Below are 17045 nucleotides of genomic sequence, written 5' to 3'. Positions count from 1 at the left end.
GTGCTGATCGTGTTGGCAGTTAAAGAGGCATGTACCTTGGCTGCAGTGTCCGCTTTGGATGCGGTGGCTGAGACCGCGTAGTCGTTGCCGGTGGCCGGCGCGCATGCGTCAGTCAGGGCAATGGGGCGTCGCTGTCCACTACGCGCGCTGATCGCCCTTCGTCAGGAGGGCAGCGCCACGGCCTCGTCTTCGAACCGCCGAATGCCCAGTTCGGTGAGCAGGCCGGCCCAGCCGAGATCGGTGACCACCAACGCGCGGGAGCCGTCGGCGCGACGCAGCCAGTGTCTGGCGCAGAACTGATCGAGCAGGGCGGCGCCCAGGGAGCCGGCGAGGTGATGGCGGCGTTCGGTCCAGTCCAGGCAGCGCCGGGCCATGGCGCGGCGGCCCTGGGCGAGATGCGGCAGATCCAGGCCTATGCGCGCGAACCACGCCCCGCCTTCGCTGGAGACGGCGTAGCGGGTGGCGTCGTCGTGGGTGGTCAGCCAGGCACGCTGTTCCAGTGCCTCGGCGACCGCCACGCCGAGACGCCCGGCAAGATGGTCGTAGCAGCAGCGCGCCAGGCGCAGCGTCTGCGTGTCGCGATGCGGGCGGCGGCAGCGCGACGCCTGCGGCGGCGCGAGGGTGGCGAGGGTCTCGAGCACGGCGGCGACGTGCGCGCTGGCCAGGCGGTAGTAGCGGTGGCGGCCCTGGATCTCGACCGCCAGCAGGCCGCCCTCCAGCAGCTTTGCCAGGTGTGCGCTCGCGGTCTGCGGGGTGACGCCGCCGGCGAAGGCCAGTTCGCCGGCCGGCAGTGCGCGCCCGTCGATCAGGGCCATCAGCATGGCGGCGCGGGCAGGGTCCGCGATCAGGAACGCGGTCGCCGCCAGCTTGGGTCGTTCCAGATGCATCGCCGCGCTCCCGATGGACGCGGCCATCATAGGGCCGGTCGCGCCGCGACGTTTCGATGCGCATCGAAACGATGTCGCCGGCGGATTCCTAGACTGCGCGCACCTCAGCCGGAGCTTGCCGATGCAGACGAACGAAACGCCGTCGAACTCCACCGAGCGCGATGCGCACCTGGTGTTCGAACACTGGCATCGGCATGTGGTCGCGCGCGATCTGTCGGCGTTGATGGCGCTGTATGCGCCGGACGCACAATTGGAGTCGCCGTTGGCCTATGTGGCGTCGGCGACGCGTCAGGACGGGCGGCTGCAGGGCCGCGAGGCCATCGCGGCGTTCTTTGCCGCGTCCTTCGCCCAGCCCGAGAACGGCCTGGGACGCTGGTATCGCAGCGGCTACTGTCATGTCGCGGGGCGGCAATTGGTCTGGGAGTACCCGCGCGAAACGCCGCAGGGCGATCAGGTCGATCTGGTGGAAGTGATGGACCTGGACGCCGCGGGATTGATCGCCTGCCATCGCGTGTATTGGGGCTGGAAAGGCGTGCAGACATTGCTGGCTGCGCTGGGCAGATAGCCTTCGGGACAAGGGCCGGCCTCCGCGGCCCGGACACGGCATGACCACGACGATCGCGGGCTCGCGCCGGAAAGCATGGCGCGGTGGCCTTGCGTGGCTGCGCTAGGAGCGGCCGTCGGCAGCATTGCCGCCTGACTTGGATCCGCCGATCCAGCGTTCGATCCGCCGTCGCCGGGTTTCGTCGCAATCCTCCTGGCGCCGGCGTTTGCGCTGGCTATCTTGCCTCGGCGCTGTCCGCAATGGGTGGATGGCGATACGTGCGGCCGGATGCCGCTGTGGCCTGTTTGCCGTTGTTGGCGGTGGTGCGCGTGGCGATGCCGGACGCGCGCCGCCGTGCCGTGCGGCGACGTCCTGCAGCGCTTCCGCTCTGCACGGCCGCATGGGGATGGCGGTTCTCCGTCTCCACTTGGGAGCAGTGATGGACAACGGACTCGCAGCGCTTGGTTTTTCGTGTTTGCTGATGGTGTGCGCACCGCTGCAGGCGGCACCGGTGGAGTGCGACAGCATGGCCGCGACGGCCAGGCTCGTGGCCAGATATCGTCAGTTGGGTGGGCCGTTGTCGGATATCGCCAGCCATGGTGCGATCGGATCGAGCAAGGCCAGGCGCGAATTGGCCGCCACCATCTATCGTGAACGCCTAAGCGAAGCGGAGGCGGTGCAACGGGCGATGCAGGCGTGCGGCGATGCAGCGGAGGCGCCGCCGCACTAACGGCGGACTGCCCGTTCGCTGCGCAAGGCGTACCACGCTGCGCTTGCGTCAGTGGAAGTCGCGGCTGCGGATGTCCAGCCCCAGCAGCAGCGGCGTCAGGTCTTCGAGGTGGGCAGCGATCAGGTGGCGCACCTCGCCTTCGGTCTCGACGCGGCCGCGCACCAGCAGCAGCCGCGATTCGATCAGCGCCTGGCGCTGGCGCTCGGCCAGGCGTCGCCACACCACCACGTTGACCAGGCCGTGCTCGTCTTCGAGGGTGACGAAGGTGACGCCGCTGGCGGTCTGTGGGCGCTGGCGCATGGTCACCAGGCCGGCGATGGCGACCGCGCTGGCGTGCGGCAGGTCGCGTAGTTCGCCGGAATGGCGGTAACGGCGCGCACGCAACTGCGCGCGAAGCAGGGTCAGCGGGTGCTTGCCCAGGGTGGTGCCGATCGTCGCGTAGTCGGCGCGGATGTCCTCGCCCTGGCTGGGCAGCGGCAGCGGGACCTGTTGCTCGGGCGTGGCCGCGAGCGCTTCGAACAGCGGCCGCTGCGCCTCGACGCCGGCCACGGCCCAACGCGCGCGATGGCGATGGCCGGCCAGCGCTTTCAGCGCGCCGGCGTCGGCGAGCGCGGCGCGGGCCTTGTCGTCGAGGGCGGCGCGGTGGCACAGGTCGGCGAGGTCGTGGAACGGCGCCTGCGCGCGCGCCTGTTGCAAGCGCAGCGCGGCGTCCTCGGCCAGGCCGCGGACCAGGCGCAGGCCCAGGCGGATCGCCGGTTGCACGTCGGGATCGGGGCTATACGCTTCCAGGCTGCAGTCCCAGTCGCTGTAGCGCACGTCCACCGGCCGCACCTGCAGGCCGTGGCGGCGCGCGTCCTGCAGCAACTGGTCGGGGCTGTAGAAGCCCATCGGCCAACTGTTGATCAGGGCGCAGGTAAACGCCGCCGGTTCGTGGCACTTGAGCCAGCAACTGGCATAGGTGAGCAGGGCGAAACTGGCGGCGTGGCTTTCGGGAAAACCGTAGCTGCCGAAGCCCTTGATCTGCTCGAAGATGCGTCCGGCGAATTCGGCGGTGTAGCCTCTCTCGAGCATGCCTCGCAGCAGTTTGTCGCGATGCGGCTCCAGGCCGCCGTGGCGTTTCCAGGCGGCCATCGAGCGGCGCAGTTGGTCGGCTTCGTCGGGCGTATAGCCGGCGGCGACCACCGCCAACTGCATCACCTGTTCCTGAAACAAGGGCACGCCGAGCGTTCGTTCGAAGACCTTGAATAGTTCCGGAGGCAGATCGTCGGTGGCTTCCTCGCCGCTGCGTCGGCGCAGATACGGGTGCACCATGCCGCCCTGGATCGGCCCGGGGCGCACGATCGCCACCTGGATGACCAGGTCGTAGAACCGTTCCGGCAGCAGCCGCGGCAGCATCGCCATCTGCGCGCGCGATTCGATCTGGAACACGCCGATGGTGTCGGCGCGCTGGATCATGGCGTAGGTCTGTGTGTCTTCGGCAGGAATGGTGGCGAGGGTGTAGTCGCGGCCGCGGTGCGCGCGCAGCAGGTCCAGGGTGCGCCGCAGCGCGCTGAGCATGCCCAGCGCGAGCACGTCGACCTTCATCAGCCCGACCAGTTCCAGGTCGTCCTTGTCCCACTGGATCACCGTGCGATTGGCCATGGTCGCGTTCTCCACCGGCACCAGGGTGTGCAGCGCATGCTCGGAGATGACGAAACCGCCGGGGTGCTGCGACAGATGCCGCGGGAAGCCGATGAGTTGGCCGGCGAGCACCAGCAGCCGGCGCATCACCGGCGTGTCCGGTTCGAAGCCGCGCTCGCGCAGCAGTTCCTGCGCCGACTCCACCGGGTCGCGCTGGCCCAGCGCGGAGGACAGCGCATCGACGGTGTCGCTGGGCAGGCCCAGCGCGCGTGCCACGTCGCGTACCGCGCTGCGCGTGTGGTAGCTGATCGCCACCGCCGCCAGTGCGGCGCGCTCGCGCCCGTAGTGGTTGAAGATGTACTGGATCACTTCCTCGCGGCGGTCGTGCTCGAAATCGATGTCGATGTCCGGCCGCTCCTTGCGCTCCTCGGAGATGAAGCGCTCGAACAGCATGCCGATGCGGTCCGGATCGATTGCGGTGATGCCGAGCGCGTAACACACCGCCGAGTTCGCCGCCGAGCCGCGGCCCTGGCACAGGATGTCCTTCGAGCGCGCGAAGCGCACCAGGTCGTAGACGGTGAGGAAGTAGGACTCGTACTTCAGCCGCTCGATCACGCCGAGTTCGTGTTCGATCAGGCGCCGCGCCTTGTCCGGCACGCCGTGCGGCCAGCGCTCGGCCGCGCCGCGTTCGGTGAGGATGCGCAGCCATTGCGTGGGCGTGTGCCCGGGCGGCACCAGTTCGTGCGGGTACTCATACTGCAGTTGCTCGAGATTGAAACTGCAGCGCCGCGCGATGCGCACCGTTTCGGCCAGCAGTGCCGGCGGATACAGCGTCGCCAGCGTGACGCGCGGGCGCAAGTGGCGTTCGCCATTGGGGTACAGGTGGGCGCCGGCTTCGTGCAGCGGCAGGCGCTGGCGGATGGCGGTCAGGGTGTCCTGCAACGCGCGGCGGCCGCGCGCATGCATGTGCACGTCGCCGCTGGCGACGGCGGGCAGCCGCAGGCGCTGCGCCAGATCGAGTCTCGCTTGCAGCAGCGCGGTGTCGTCGGGGCCGCGCAGCAATTCGACCGCCAGCCATAGCCGCTGCGGGAAGCGCGCCTGCAGCCAAGCGCCGTCCGCTGCGTCGTCGCCGTCGCCGCGCGGCAGCCACAGGCACAGCAGGCCGGCGCCGTCGTCCGCGCTGGTCAGATCCTCGCGCAACGCACGATAGGTGCCCTTGTCGGCGCGGCGTCGGGCCAGGGTAATCAGCCGGCACAGCCGCTGGTAGCCATGCAGGGTCTCGGCCAGCAGCACCAGCTTGGGGCCGTGCTCGAACTGGATCTCGCTGCCGACGATGAGGTGCAGGCCCATGTCCCGGGCCGCCTGCCACGCACGCACGATGCCGGCCAAGCTGCATTCGTCGGTGATCGCCAGGGCGCGGTAGCCGTGGTGCAGCGCGCGTTCGCACAGTTCCCAGGGGTGCGAGGCGCCACGCTGGAAGCTGAAGTTGGACAGGCAATGCAGTTCGGCGTAGTCGGGCAGCGTGGGGTCCGCTGGCGCGCGCGGCACGTTGGCGGCGGGTGCGCTGGCCGGCGCAGACGTTGGCGTCGGCAGCAGCCGCAGGCGCGGCGGCATGCGGGGGTGCGGCGGGGTGTGGCTCATGCGAACCAGCCGTGCAGCATCAGCGCATCCGGCGCATCGGCCGGGGCGAACGCCCAGGCGCGCTGGCCCTGGCGGGTACGCACGACGTAGTAGTCGCGGCGTACGTCGCCGTCGTCCCACCAGCCGCTCTCGATGCGTTCCGGCCCGGCCAGGCGGTCGGGCGCGCGTTCGCGCAGTGGCACCGGTCGCGGCAGCAGCCAGCCGGGGCGTGGCGGTGCGGTGGCGGGCGCCGCCGTGCCGCGAGCGGCGGCGGACTCGGCGCGCCAGGCCAGTTCCGGGCGATGGTCGGCGTGCGCGCGCAGGCCGTGCACGGCGTCGTCGCCCAGGCGCGCGCGCAGGCGTTCGCGCAGTTGCTCCCAAGGCAGCGCCTGTTGCGCGCGCTCGTCGAACAGTTCGCGCGCGGCCGGCACGAACGGCGGCAGTTCGTCGGCGCACAGGCGCAGCGCCTGCACCGGCGCCGGCACGCTGGCCTGCTGCAGGCGCCCGCGCGCCAGTTCGAACAGCATCGCCGCATCGCGCTCGGCGGCGAGGAGGCCCACCGGCACCACGCTGGGCTCCAGATCCTCGTGTTCCAGCAGCAGGCGGAAACGCTGCACGCCGCCATCGCGCCCGGCCAGGAACGCGGCCAGATCCTGGGTCAGCCGGCGCAAGGGGAACAGCAGCGCCTGGTTGGATTCGGTGGCATAGCCCAGTTCCACGCGCGCATCGAAGCGGTCCGGCGGCAGGTAGTACTGCAGCGGCAGCGGCGCCTGCCCGCGCAGCGCGTCCAGGTGCTGCAGCAGGGCTGGCGGATAGCGCCGTGCCAGCGCGGTGCGCGGTAGCGCGAACAGCTGCTGCAGGCGGCGCAGGCCCATCCGCGCGAAGCCGTCGGCCAGGGCCGGCGACAGCCCGGCGCGGGCGATCGGCAGCTGCCCCAGCGCGCGCTGCAGCGCGGCGTTGTCGAGCAGGGCGATGCCGTCGTGCGCATTGACCAGCGCACGCGCGGCCAATGGATGCGGTGCGACCACGATGCGGTGGCGAAAGCCCAGTGCGGTCAGCTCTTCGCGCAGCCGTGCCTCGAAGCGCGGCCAGGGCCCGAACAGGCCGAGGCTGGCCTCGATCTCCAGCAGCAGCGCGCCGGGATAGTCGGTGCTGACCAGCGAACTGAAGCGATACGCCCAGGCGGCCAGGAACTGCTGGCTGCGGCGGCTTTCTTCGGCATCGTGCAGGGCGGTGGCGAAGCGGTCGCACAGCGCCTGCGCGGTGACCAGCGATTGCCCGGGATGCAGGCCGCGGGCGCGCGCGGCGGCGTTGACCGCCTTCAGCATGCGCCGCTGCGGCGGGCCGTCGAGCAAGGCCAGCGGTTCGTCCGGCGACGGCCAGCGGCGCAGGACAGTGTCCAGCGCCAGTTGCGGCAACAGGATGCAAGCCCAGCGCATGCCTGCGTCCTCACCCGGTCGCCAGAGCGGACAGGGCGATCGGCTGCGCCGGCGGCAGGCCGCCGCGGCACTTGAGCACGCGCAGTTGTGCCGGCGCGGCGTCGATGGCGATGCGCAGCGCGGCCGGCGATGGATTGGCGGCCGCCTTCAGCGGCCGGTAGGCGAAGCCCAGGGTGCGCCCGGTCTCGGCGGCCACCTGCAGCCGGCGCAGGGTCTTGTCGCCGGCCAGCCCCGGCCAGCACAGCACCGCCGCGCAACTGCCCGAACGCAGGCATTGTTCGGCAGCCCAGGCCGCGTCGGCGCCGGCGCGGACGATCTGCAGCTGCGTCAACGCCACGCCGGCCTGCGCCCAGGCGGCGGGGTAGGGCAGGTACGGCGGATCGACCAGCACGATGCGGCCGCCGCCCTGCGACAGCCGCGCCAGCGTCGGCCACAGCAGCTGCAGCTCGCCGATGCCGTCGGCGGCGTGCAGCAGCTCGGTCAACGCCATCTCCGGCCAGCCGCGCGCGGGCAGCACCGCGTCCAGCGCGGCGTGCCCGGTGGGCTGCGCGCTGGGCGGCAGCGCCGTCGGCTGGCCGCGCCAGACCCGGCGCTCGGCCAGCAGGCGGTCGAGGGCGACGACGGCGGCCATCAGCCGGGCCGGATCAGGCCGCAGTAATGCCCTTCGATGGCGAAGTCCTGCCCGCGGCCGACCACGATCGGCGCATAGGCGGGATTGCGCGGCAGCAGCGCGATGCCGTCGCCATCGGCGCGATAGCGCTTGATGGTGAGTTCGCCATCCAGCCGCGCCACCACGATCTGGCCGTTGCGCGCGTCGGCGGCGCGACGCACCCCGACCAGGTCGCCGTCGAGGATGCCGTCGTCGATCATCGAGTCGCCCTGCACCCGCAGCAGGTAGTCCGGGCGCAGCGCGAACACCGCGCGGTCCAGGCGCAACTGCTGGTCCAGGCCGATGTCGGCACCGATCGGCGCACCGGCGGCGACCCGGCCCAGCACCGGCAACTGCAGCAGTTCGCTGCGGTTGCCGGCCTGCGCCGGGCGCAGGCTGCGCGCCTGCTGCGGCACCTGCGCCAGCAGCCCGGCCTCGACCAGCGCCTGCACGTGCTTGCGCGCGGCATTGCGCGAGGCGAAACCGAAGCGCTCGGCGATCTCGGCCAGGCTCGGCGGACGTCCGGCCTGCTCGATGCAGGCATGGACGTAGGCGAGGATGGCGGCGCGCTGCGGGGACAGGGTGGTCATGGTGTACATTTGTACACCGAGGGCGCCGCCTTGGCGAGATGGGGTGGCTGAACGCGTTCGGCGCCTCCCGACCGTTGTCAGCCCCGCGCGGCACCATCCTCCGGCATCGCCCCGGCGTAGCGGGCGCGGGGCCGGATCAGCTTGCCCAGGGCCTGCTGCTCCAGGGCGTGGGCCAGCCAGCCGGCCTGGCGGGCGGCGGCGAACAGCACCAGGGCGTGCGCCGCGGGCAGGTCGTGGACGAAGCAGAGCGCGGCCAGCAGGCAGTCGATGTTCGGACGCTGGCCGCTGCAGTCCTGGGCGGCGGCGATCACCGCTTCCACGTGCTGCATGCGCGCGCTGTCGCCGCTGCGTTCGCGCAGCAGGCGCAGCACTTCGGCCGCGCGCGGATCGCCGTCGGGATACAGGGCGTGGTGGAAGCCGGGCAGGTCGTCGCCGCGCTGCCAGCGTTCGGCGATCAGGGCGGCGGCGCTGGGCGCGTCCTGGGCGTCGCGCAGCAGGGCGTGGGCGCGGGCGGTGGCGCCACCGTGGCGCGGGCCGGACAGCGCGGCCAGGCCGGCGCTGACGGTGGCGTGCAGCGGCGCGCCGGTGGAGGCGACCACGCGCGCGGCGAAGGCGGAGACGTTGAGTTCGTGGTCGGCGCACAGCAGCAGCGCGGCGCGCACCAGCTCGGCGAAGTCGTCGTCGCCGGGGCGCCAGTGGTCGGCGATCAGGCGATGCAGTGGGCGCGCGTCCGGTACGGTGCCGACCAGCAGCGCGGCGTTCTGCCGCAGCAGGGTGGCGGCGATTTCGCGGCGCACGCCGGGGGCGGCGTTGAGCGACTGGCGCAGGTCCAGGGCCAGCAGCGGGATGCAGGCCATGGCGCGTTCCAGCGGCGGCAGCGCGGCATGTCCGGCCAGCGGCGCCACCACCGCCGGCCACGGCGCGACCGGGGCGCTGGCGAACGGGTCTTCGCCGTCGGGGCAGTCCCACAGCAGCCGCGCGACGTCCTCCAGGCTGGCGCCGGCGCGCACCATGGCCACCGCCGAGCGTCCGCGGTAGTAGGGGCCGTCGGGGCGGATCAGCGAGATCCGCGTCTCCAGCACCGGCAGGCCGCGGTCCAGGCTCTGCGCGGCGCCACGTGCGGCGCCGCGGCCGGCGCGCTTGCGCTGCGCCAGCCGCTCCACTTCGGCGCGCAGGTAGGCGCGGCTGCGGTGGTCGGCGCCGGCGCGCGAACTGAGCAGGCCACGGCTGACGTAGGCGTACAGGGTGGCGCTGCTGATGCCGAGCAGGGCGCAGGCCTGGGCGGCGGAGATCAGGTTGCGGTCGGTGGCGTCGGACATGAAGGGACGATAGGTTGATTCATTGAATCAAGATTGATCCGTGCTTGCGAGAGTGCCAGATTGGCGCCCATCGCGGAACGCCCGGTGGGGCGCCGCCGCCTCTTCGTCAGGAGTCGCCCATGTCCCTCGTTTCCCCCGGCGCCGGTTTCCGCGCCGCCCTGGCCGCCGAAGCGCCGTTGCAGGTGATCGGCGCGATCAACGCCAACCATGCGCTGCTGGCGCAGCGCGCCGGCTACAAGGCGATCTACCTGTCCGGCGGCGGCGTCGCCGCCGGCTCGCTGGGCCTGCCGGACCTGGGCATCAACACCCTGGACGACGTGCTGATCGACGTGCGCCGCATCACCGACGTGTGCCCGCTGCCGCTGCTGGTGGACATCGACACCGGCTTCGGGCCGAGCGCGTTCAACATCGAGCGCACCATCAAGGCGCTGATCAAGGCCGGCGCGGCCGCCTGCCACATCGAGGACCAGATCGGCGCCAAGCGCTGCGGCCATCGCCCGGGCAAGGAGATCGTCAGCCAGGGCGAGATGGTCGATCGAGTCAAGGCCGCGGCCGACGCCAAGACCGATCCGGACTTCTTCCTGATCGCACGCACCGACGCGATCCAGGCCGAGGGCGTGGACGCGGCGATCGAACGCGCCATCGCCTGCGTGGAGGCCGGCGCCGACGGCATCTTCGCCGAGGCCGCCTACGACCTGGACACCTATCGCCGTTTCGTCGACGCGGTGAAGGTGCCGGTGCTGGCCAACATCACCGAATTCGGCAAGACCCCGCTGTTCACCCGCGACGAACTGGCTTCGGCTGGCGTGGCGATCCAGTTGTTCCCGCTGTCGGCGTTCCGCGCCGCCAACAAGGCCGCCGAGGACGTGTACACCGCGATCCGCCGCGACGGCCACCAGCAGGCGGTGCTCGAGCGCATGCAGACCCGCGAGGAACTGTACGAGCGCATCGGCTACCACGCCTTCGAGCAGCGCCTGGATGCGCTGTTCGCCGGCAAGGGCGCATGATCGGCGGCGATTTTCCTGCCCGAGTCCGTCCATGAATACCCAAGCCAGCGCTGCATCGTTCCTGCGCAGCCGCATCGATCGCCGCCAGACCGCGCGGCACCTGCTGCAGACCGAACTGGACAAGCTGTCCGAGGCCGAGCGCGAGGTGGTGGAGCGCTTCATCGCCAAGCGCCATGTGGCCCGGGACATCGTCAAGCAGGCCGACAGCGATCGCTCGCTGGGCGAGCGCATCGCCGACCGCGTCGCCGCGATCGGCGGCAGCTGGAGTTTCATCATCGGCTTCGGCCTGGTGCTGCTGGGCTGGATCGTGCTCAACAGCCTGCTGCTGGCGCACGCCTTCGATCCGTATCCCTACATCCTGCTCAACCTGTGCCTGTCGTGCCTGGCCGCGATCCAGGCGCCGGTGATCATGATGAGCCAGAACCGCCAGGCGGCGGTGGACCGCCTGCACGCGCAGAACGACTACGAAGTGAACATCAAGGCCGAGCTGGAAATCCTGCAGGTGCACGAGAAGCTCAACCAGCTGCGCGAGCAGGACTGGGCGACGCTGGTGGAACTGCAGAACCGCCAGATCCTCATGCTGCAGCAACTGCTCGAGCGCGCCGGGATCTCGCCGCCTCAACAGCAGGCGCCCTGATCCACTACACCCATCCGACCGCAACACCCGGGAGATTCGCCATGAACGACAGCACCGCTCCGCAGACCGCCCCCGGCTTCAAGCCGAAGAAATCGGTGGCCCTGTCCGGCACCGCCGCCGGCAACACCGCGCTGTGCACGGTGGGCCGCAGCGGCAACGACCTGCACTACCGCGGCTACGACATCCTGGACCTGGCGCGCAGCAGCCAGTTCGAGGAGATCGCCTACCTGCTGGTGCACGGCAAGCTGCCCAGCAACAGCGAGCTGCGCGGCTACAAGGCCAAGCTGCGCTCGCTGCGCGGCATCCCGGCCGCGGTCAAGGCCGCGCTGGAGCAGTTGCCGCCGTCGGCGCATCCGATGGACGTGATGCGCACCGGCGTGTCGGTGCTGGGCTGCGTGCAGCCGGAGAAGGACGACCACAATCATCCCGGCGCACGCGACATCGCCGACAAGCTGATGGCCAGCCTCGGCTCGATGCTGCTGTACTGGTACCACTACAGCCACAACGGCCGGCGCATCGAGGTGGAGACCGACGACGATTCGATCGGCGGACACTTCCTGCGCCTGCTGCACGGCTTCAAGCCGCACGAGGAATGGGTGCAGGCGATGCACACCAGCCTGATCCTGTACGCCGAGCACGAGTTCAACGCCTCCACCTTCGCCTGCCGGGTCATCGCCGGCACCGGCAGCGACATGTACAGCGCCATCGCCGGCGGCATCGGCGCGCTGCGCGGGCCCAAGCATGGCGGTGCCAACGAGGTCGCCTTCGAGGTGCAGAAGCGCTACGACACCCCGGACGAGGCCGAGGCAGATATCCGCGCGCGGGTCGAGCGCAAGGAAGTCATCATCGGCTTCGGCCACCCGGTGTACACGGTGTCCGATCCGCGCAACCAGGTCATCAAGGACGTGGCGCGCGAACTGTCCGAGGCGCAGGGCAGCCGCAAGATGTACGACATCGCCGAGCGCCTGGAGACGGTGATGTGGGACATCAAGAAGATGTTCCCGAACCTGGATTGGTTCAGCGCGGTCAGCTACCACATGATGGGCGTGCCGACGGCGATGTTCACCCCGCTGTTCGTGATCGCCCGCACCGCCGGCTGGAGCGCGCACATCATCGAGCAGCGCATCGACGGCAAGATCATCCGCCCCAGCGCGAACTACGTGGGGCCGGAGGATCAGGCGTTCGTGCCGATCGATCAGCGCAAGTGATGCCACCCAAAATCGTCTACCCCGAGTGACACTCCCCTCTCCCGTCGGGAGAGGGGCCGGGGGTGAGGGTACGGCGGCCAGGGACGTCTGCGATGGAAGTCCTTTCCTCCAGGCACCTCCATAGCGCCCGTACCCTCATCCGCCCCTCATGAGAAATCGGATTGCACCAGGCTTCGCCCGTACCCTCATCCGCCCTCATGAGAAATCGGATTGCACCAGGCTTCGCCCGTACCCTCATCCGCCCCTTCGGGGCACCTTCTCCCGGTGGGAGAAGGAGTCCTGTCTTCGCTTTTTTCTACTGTAGCCAGCCATGAACAGCCACTACCGTAAATCCCTTCCGGGTACCTCGCTGGACTACTTCGACGCGCAGGCCGCAGTCGATGCGATCAGTCCAGGCGCCTATGCCGGCCTGCCTTACGTCTCGCGCGTGTTCGCCGAGAACCTGGTGCGTCGCTGCGATCCGGACCTGCTGCACGACGCCCTGCTGCAGCTGATCGAGCGCCGCCGCGACCTGGATTTCCCGTGGTTTCCGGCGCGGGTGGTGTGCCACGACATCCTCGGCCAGACCGCGCTGGTGGACCTGGCCGGGCTGCGCGATGCCATCGCCGAGCAGGGCGGCGACCCGGCCAAGGTCAATCCGGTGGTGCCGGTGCAACTGATCGTCGACCACTCGCTGGCGGTGGAGTGCGGCGGCGACGATCCGCAGGCCTTCGCCAAGAACCGCGCGATCGAGGATCGTCGCAACGAGGACCGCTTCCACTTCATCGACTGGAGCAAGCGCGCGTTCCGCAACGTGGACGTGATCCCGCCGGGCAACGGCATCATGCACCAGATCAATCTGGAGAAGATGTCGCCGGTGATCTACGTGCACGACGGCGTCGCCTTCCCCGATACCTGCGTGGGCACCGACAGCCATACCCCGCACGTGGACGCGCTGGGCGTGATCGCGATCGGCGTGGGCGGGCTGGAAGCGGAGAGCGTGATGCTCGGCCGCGCCTCGTGGATGCGCCTGCCGGACATCGTCGGCGTCGAACTGAGCGGCCGGCCGCAACCCGGCATCACCGCCACCGACGTGGTGCTGGCGCTGACCGAGTTCCTGCGCCAGGAGCGCGTGGTCGGCGCGTATCTGGAATTCTTCGGCGAAGGCGCCGCGGCGCTGACCATCGGCGACCGCGCCACCATCTCCAACATGTGCCCGGAATATGGCGCCACCGCGGCGATGTTCTACATCGACCAGCAGACCCTGGACTATCTGCGCCTGACCGGGCGCGAGGAAGCGCAGGTGGCGCTGGTGGAGCAGTACGCGCGCACCACCGGGCTGTGGGCCGATGCGCTGGCCACCGCGCAGTACGAGCGCGTGCTGCGCTTCGACCTGTCGCAGGTGGTGCGCAACATGGCCGGCCCCAGCAACCCGCACAAGCGCGTGGCGACCACCGAGCTGGCCGCGCGCGGCATCGCCGATGCCGCCAAGCTCGCCGCCGGCCAGGCCGAGCAGGCACAGGGGCGCATGCCCGACGGTGCGGTGATCATCGCCGCCATCACCAGTTGCACCAACACCTCCAACCCGCGCAACGTCATCGCCGCCGGCCTGCTGGCGCGCAATGCGCGCGCACGCGGCCTGGGTCGCAAGCCGTGGGTGAAGACTTCGCTGGCACCCGGATCCAAGGCGGTGCAGCTGTACCTGGAAGAGGCCGGCCTGCTGCCGGACCTGGAGGCGCTGGGTTTCGGCATCGTCGCCTTCGCCTGCACCACCTGCAACGGCATGAGCGGCGCGCTGGATCCGCGCATCCAGCAGGAGATCGTGGAGCGCGACCTGTACGCCACCGCGGTGCTGTCGGGCAACCGCAACTTCGACGGCCGCATCCATCCCTACGCCAAGCAGGCGTTCCTGGCCTCGCCGCCGCTGGTGATCGCCTACGCCATCGCCGGCACGGTGCGCTTCGATATCGAGAAGGACGTGCTGGGCACCGATGCCGACGGGCGCGAGGTGCGGCTGAAGGACATCTGGCCCAGCGACGCCGAGATCGATGCGGCGGTGCGGGCGGCGGTGAAGCCGGAGCAGTTCCGCCGCGTCTATGCGCCGATGTTCAACGTGCGCGTGGAGCAGGGCGCGCCGGTGGCGCCGCTGTACGACTGGCGCCCGCGCAGCACCTACATCCGCCGCCCGCCGTACTGGGAAGGCGCGTTGGCAGGCGAACGCACGCTGCGCGGCATGCGCGCGCTGGCGGTGCTCGGCGACAACATCACCACCGATCACCTGTCGCCGTCCAACGCGATCCTGGCCGACAGCGCCGCCGGCGAATACCTGGCGCACATGGGCGTGCCGGAGGAGGACTTCAATTCCTACGCCACCCATCGCGGCGACCACCTCACCGCGCAGCGCGCCACCTTCGCCAACCCGAAGCTCATCAACGAAATGGCGGTGGTCGACGGCAAGGTGCAGCAAGGCTCGCTGACACGGCTGGAGCCGGACGGGCAGGTGCTGCGCATGTGGGAGGCGATCGAGACCTACATGGCGCGCAAGCAGCCGCTGATCGTGATCGCCGGCGCCGACTACGGCCAGGGGTCCTCGCGCGACTGGGCGGCCAAGGGCGTGCGCCTGGCCGGGGTCGAGGCCATCGTCGCCGAGGGCTTCGAGCGCATCCACCGCACCAACCTGATCGGCATGGGCGTGCTGCCGCTGCAGTTCCTGCCCGGCACCACGCGCACCACCCTGGGCATCGACGGCAGCGAGACCTTCGACGTGGTCGGCACGCGCACCCCGGGCGCCACGCTGACGCTGCGCATCGTGCGCCGCAACGGCGACGTCGCGGACGTGCCGGTGCTGTGCCGCCTGGACAGCAACGAGGAGGTGTCCATCTACGAGGCCGGCGGCGTGCTGCAGCGCTTCGCCCAGGACTTCCTGGAGGACGCCCGCAGCGCCTGAGCCGACTGCCGCTGTCATGGGGCGCGTGCCATGCTGGCCGCGCCCGCCACCGCCAAGGAGACCGCCATGAGCACGTCCGCTGCCACCACCGGTACCGTCCACTTGCATCGCGTGTTGCGCGCGCCGGCCGAGCGCATCTACCGCGCCTTCCTGGAACCGGCGGCGCTGGTCAAATGGCTGCCGCCGCACGGCTTCGTCGCCACCGTGCATGCGCTGGACGCGCGCGTGGGCGGCAGCTACCGGATGAGTTTCACCAACCTCGGTACCGGCACCAGCAGCGCCTTCGGCGGCACCTACCTGGAATTGGTGCCCGGCCAATTGATCCGCCATACCGACCGCTTCGACAACCCGGACCTGCCCGGCGAGATGATCGTGACCGTGCGGCTGCGTCCGGTGGCCTGCGGCACCGCGCTGGAGATACTGCAGGAGGGCATCCCGCCGCAGATCCCGGTGGAGTTCTGCCATCTCGGCTGGCAGGAGTCGCTGAGCCTGCTGACGCAGCTGGTCGAGCCCGAGATTCCCGATTCGCCCTGATCCGTCCCATTCTTTCGTCCGCATACTCGGAACCGCCATGGCCCACGCTCCGCAACTCCGCATCCCCGCCACCTACATGCGCGGGGGCACCTCCAAGGGCGTGTTCTTCCGCCTGCAGGACCTGCCCGCGGCGGCGCAGACGCCGGGCCCGGCGCGCGATGCGCTGCTGCAGCGGGTGATCGGCAGTCCCGATCCCTACGCCAAGCAGATCGACGGCATGGGCGGGGCCACCTCCAGCACCAGCAAGACCGTGATCGTGGCGCCGAGCACGCGTCCCGGCCACGACGTGGACTACCTGTTCGGCCAGGTCGCGATCGAGCGCGCATTCGTGGACTGGAGCGGCAACTGCGGCAATCTGTCGGCCGCCGTGGGGCCGTTCGCGATCGCCGCCGGGCTGGTCGATCCGGCGCGGATTCCGCGCGACGGCGTCGCCACGGTGCGGATCTGGCAGGCCAACATCGGCAAGACCATCGTCGCGCAGGTGCCGATGACCGACGGCGCGGTGCAGGAGACCGGCGACTTCGAGCTGGACGGGGTGACCTTCCCGGCGGCGGAGATCGTGCTGGAATTCCTCGACCCGGCCGCCGACGAGGACGGCGCCGGCGGCGCCATGTTCCCCACCGGCAACCTGGTCGACACGCTGGAGGTGCCGGGCGTCGGCAGCTTCCAGGCGACCCTGATCAATGCCGGCATCCCCACCATCTTCCTCGAGGCGCAGGCGCTGGGTTACCGCGGTACCGAGCTGCAGGACGCGATCAACGGCGATGCGCAGGCGCTGCAGCGCTTCGAAACCATCCGCGCGTACGGCGCGCTGCGCATGGGCCTGATCGCCACGCTGGACGACGCGGTGACGCGCCAGCACACGCCCAAGGTCGCCTTCGTCGCGCCGCCGGCCGACTACATCGCCTCCAGCGGCAAGCCGGTGGCGGCCGCCGACATCGACCTGCTGGTGCGGGCGATGTCGATGGGCAAGCTGCACCACGCGATGATGGGCACCGCGGCGGTGGCGATCGGCACCGCCGCGGCGATCCCCGGCACCCTGGTCAACCGCGCCGCCGGCGGCGGCGAACGCACCGCGGTGCGCTTCGGCCACCCCTCGGGCACCTTGCGGGTCGGCGCCGAAGCGCGCCAGGCGGACGGCCAGTGGACCGTCACCAAGGCCTTGATGAGCCGCAGCGCGCGCGTGCTGATGGAAGGCTGGGTGCGGGTGCCGGAGACAGCGGCTGGTTGAGGCGCCGGCCGGCTGAGCCGGTGGCAGCGAGTGCGGCCCCGAGCGTCTCGGAGGCCGGAGAAGTTGCCGCTTCGCTCGTCGCGGCTGAAGCCGCTCCTACAGGT

Annotated in this window: 14 protein-coding genes; 8 read left to right on the top strand and 6 right to left on the bottom strand. The window is 70.7% G+C overall.

Annotated features, from left to right (window positions below; translation table 11 throughout):
• Positions 1–161 precede the first annotated feature (161 nt).
• Positions 162–887 (bottom strand): helix-turn-helix transcriptional regulator, encoded by a 726-nt coding sequence (locus GGR64_RS04040; protein ID WP_184644071.1) that lies wholly within the window; start codon positions 885–887, stop codon positions 162–164.
• A gap of 13 nt (positions 888–900) precedes the next feature.
• Here GGR64_RS04040 and GGR64_RS04035 point away from each other — a divergent pair, with 13 nt between their 5' ends.
• Positions 901–1452, top strand: coding sequence for a nuclear transport factor 2 family protein (locus GGR64_RS04035; RefSeq protein ID WP_260302758.1), 552 nt, complete (start codon positions 901–903; stop codon positions 1450–1452).
• A gap of 418 nt (positions 1453–1870) precedes the next feature.
• Positions 1871–2161: a hypothetical protein gene (locus GGR64_RS04030; RefSeq protein WP_184644069.1), complete on the top strand. Its 291-nt coding sequence runs from the start codon at positions 1871–1873 to the stop codon at positions 2159–2161.
• 48 nt (positions 2162–2209) lie between these two features.
• Here GGR64_RS04030 and GGR64_RS04025 read toward each other — a convergent pair whose 3' ends face one another.
• The 5 genes from GGR64_RS04025 to GGR64_RS04005 form a co-directional block, all read right to left on the bottom strand.
• Positions 2210–5422 (bottom strand): error-prone DNA polymerase, encoded by a 3213-nt coding sequence (locus GGR64_RS04025; protein ID WP_260302756.1) that lies wholly within the window; start codon positions 5420–5422, stop codon positions 2210–2212.
• Positions 5419–6840 carry a DNA polymerase Y family protein gene (locus GGR64_RS04020; RefSeq protein ID WP_184644067.1) on the bottom strand — a complete coding sequence of 474 codons (1422 nt, stop codon included), beginning with the start codon at positions 6838–6840 and terminating at the stop codon, positions 5419–5421. The genes GGR64_RS04025 and GGR64_RS04020 overlap by 4 nt, the downstream gene beginning before the upstream one ends.
• A 10-nt stretch (positions 6841–6850) precedes the next feature.
• Positions 6851–7471, bottom strand: a complete 621-nt coding sequence (imuA, locus tag GGR64_RS04015; RefSeq protein WP_160966269.1) for a translesion DNA synthesis-associated protein ImuA — start codon at positions 7469–7471, stop codon at positions 6851–6853.
• Positions 7471–8079 carry a transcriptional repressor LexA gene (gene lexA / locus GGR64_RS04010; RefSeq protein WP_184644065.1) on the bottom strand — a complete coding sequence of 203 codons (609 nt, stop codon included), beginning with the start codon at positions 8077–8079 and terminating at the stop codon, positions 7471–7473. The genes imuA and lexA overlap by 1 nt, the downstream gene beginning before the upstream one ends.
• Before the next feature lie 77 nt (positions 8080–8156).
• Positions 8157–9398: a citrate synthase family protein gene (locus GGR64_RS04005; RefSeq protein WP_184644063.1), complete on the bottom strand. Its 1242-nt coding sequence runs from the start codon at positions 9396–9398 to the stop codon at positions 8157–8159.
• A gap of 119 nt (positions 9399–9517) precedes the next feature.
• On the opposite strand from GGR64_RS04005, the gene prpB reads away from it, so the two are divergent.
• The 6 genes from prpB (at position 9518) to prpF (ending at position 16941) form a co-directional block, all read left to right on the top strand.
• Positions 9518–10405 carry a methylisocitrate lyase gene (gene prpB, locus GGR64_RS04000; protein WP_184644061.1) on the top strand — a complete coding sequence of 296 codons (888 nt, stop codon included), beginning with the start codon at positions 9518–9520 and terminating at the stop codon, positions 10403–10405.
• Between the two features lie 31 nt (positions 10406–10436).
• Positions 10437–11042, top strand: coding sequence for a DUF1003 domain-containing protein (locus GGR64_RS03995; protein ID WP_184644059.1), 606 nt, complete (start codon positions 10437–10439; stop codon positions 11040–11042).
• A gap of 41 nt (positions 11043–11083) precedes the next feature.
• Entirely contained in the window at positions 11084–12250 is a 1167-nt protein-coding gene (prpC, locus tag GGR64_RS03990; RefSeq protein WP_160966279.1) for a 2-methylcitrate synthase, read from the top strand.
• A 310-nt stretch (positions 12251–12560) separates the two neighbouring features.
• Positions 12561–15176 (top strand): Fe/S-dependent 2-methylisocitrate dehydratase AcnD, encoded by a 2616-nt coding sequence (gene acnD / locus GGR64_RS03985; RefSeq protein WP_184448207.1) that lies wholly within the window; start codon positions 12561–12563, stop codon positions 15174–15176.
• 30 nt (positions 15177–15206) lie between these two features.
• Positions 15207–15710: an SRPBCC family protein gene (locus tag GGR64_RS03980; protein WP_160966283.1), complete on the top strand. Its 504-nt coding sequence runs from the start codon at positions 15207–15209 to the stop codon at positions 15708–15710.
• Positions 15711–15747: 37 nt separating this feature from the next.
• A complete protein-coding gene (gene prpF / locus GGR64_RS03975; RefSeq protein WP_184644057.1) occupies positions 15748–16941 on the top strand; it encodes a 2-methylaconitate cis-trans isomerase PrpF in 1194 nt (397 codons plus the stop codon).
• The last annotated feature ends 104 nt before the right edge of the window (positions 16942–17045 follow it).

The organism is Xanthomonas sp. 3307 (assembly GCF_014199735.1).
Classification (GTDB): domain Bacteria; phylum Pseudomonadota; class Gammaproteobacteria; order Xanthomonadales; family Xanthomonadaceae; genus Xanthomonas_A; species Xanthomonas_A rydalmerensis.
The sequence above is the reverse complement of the archived record's forward strand: the minus strand, read 5'-3'. Positions and strand labels throughout refer to the sequence as shown.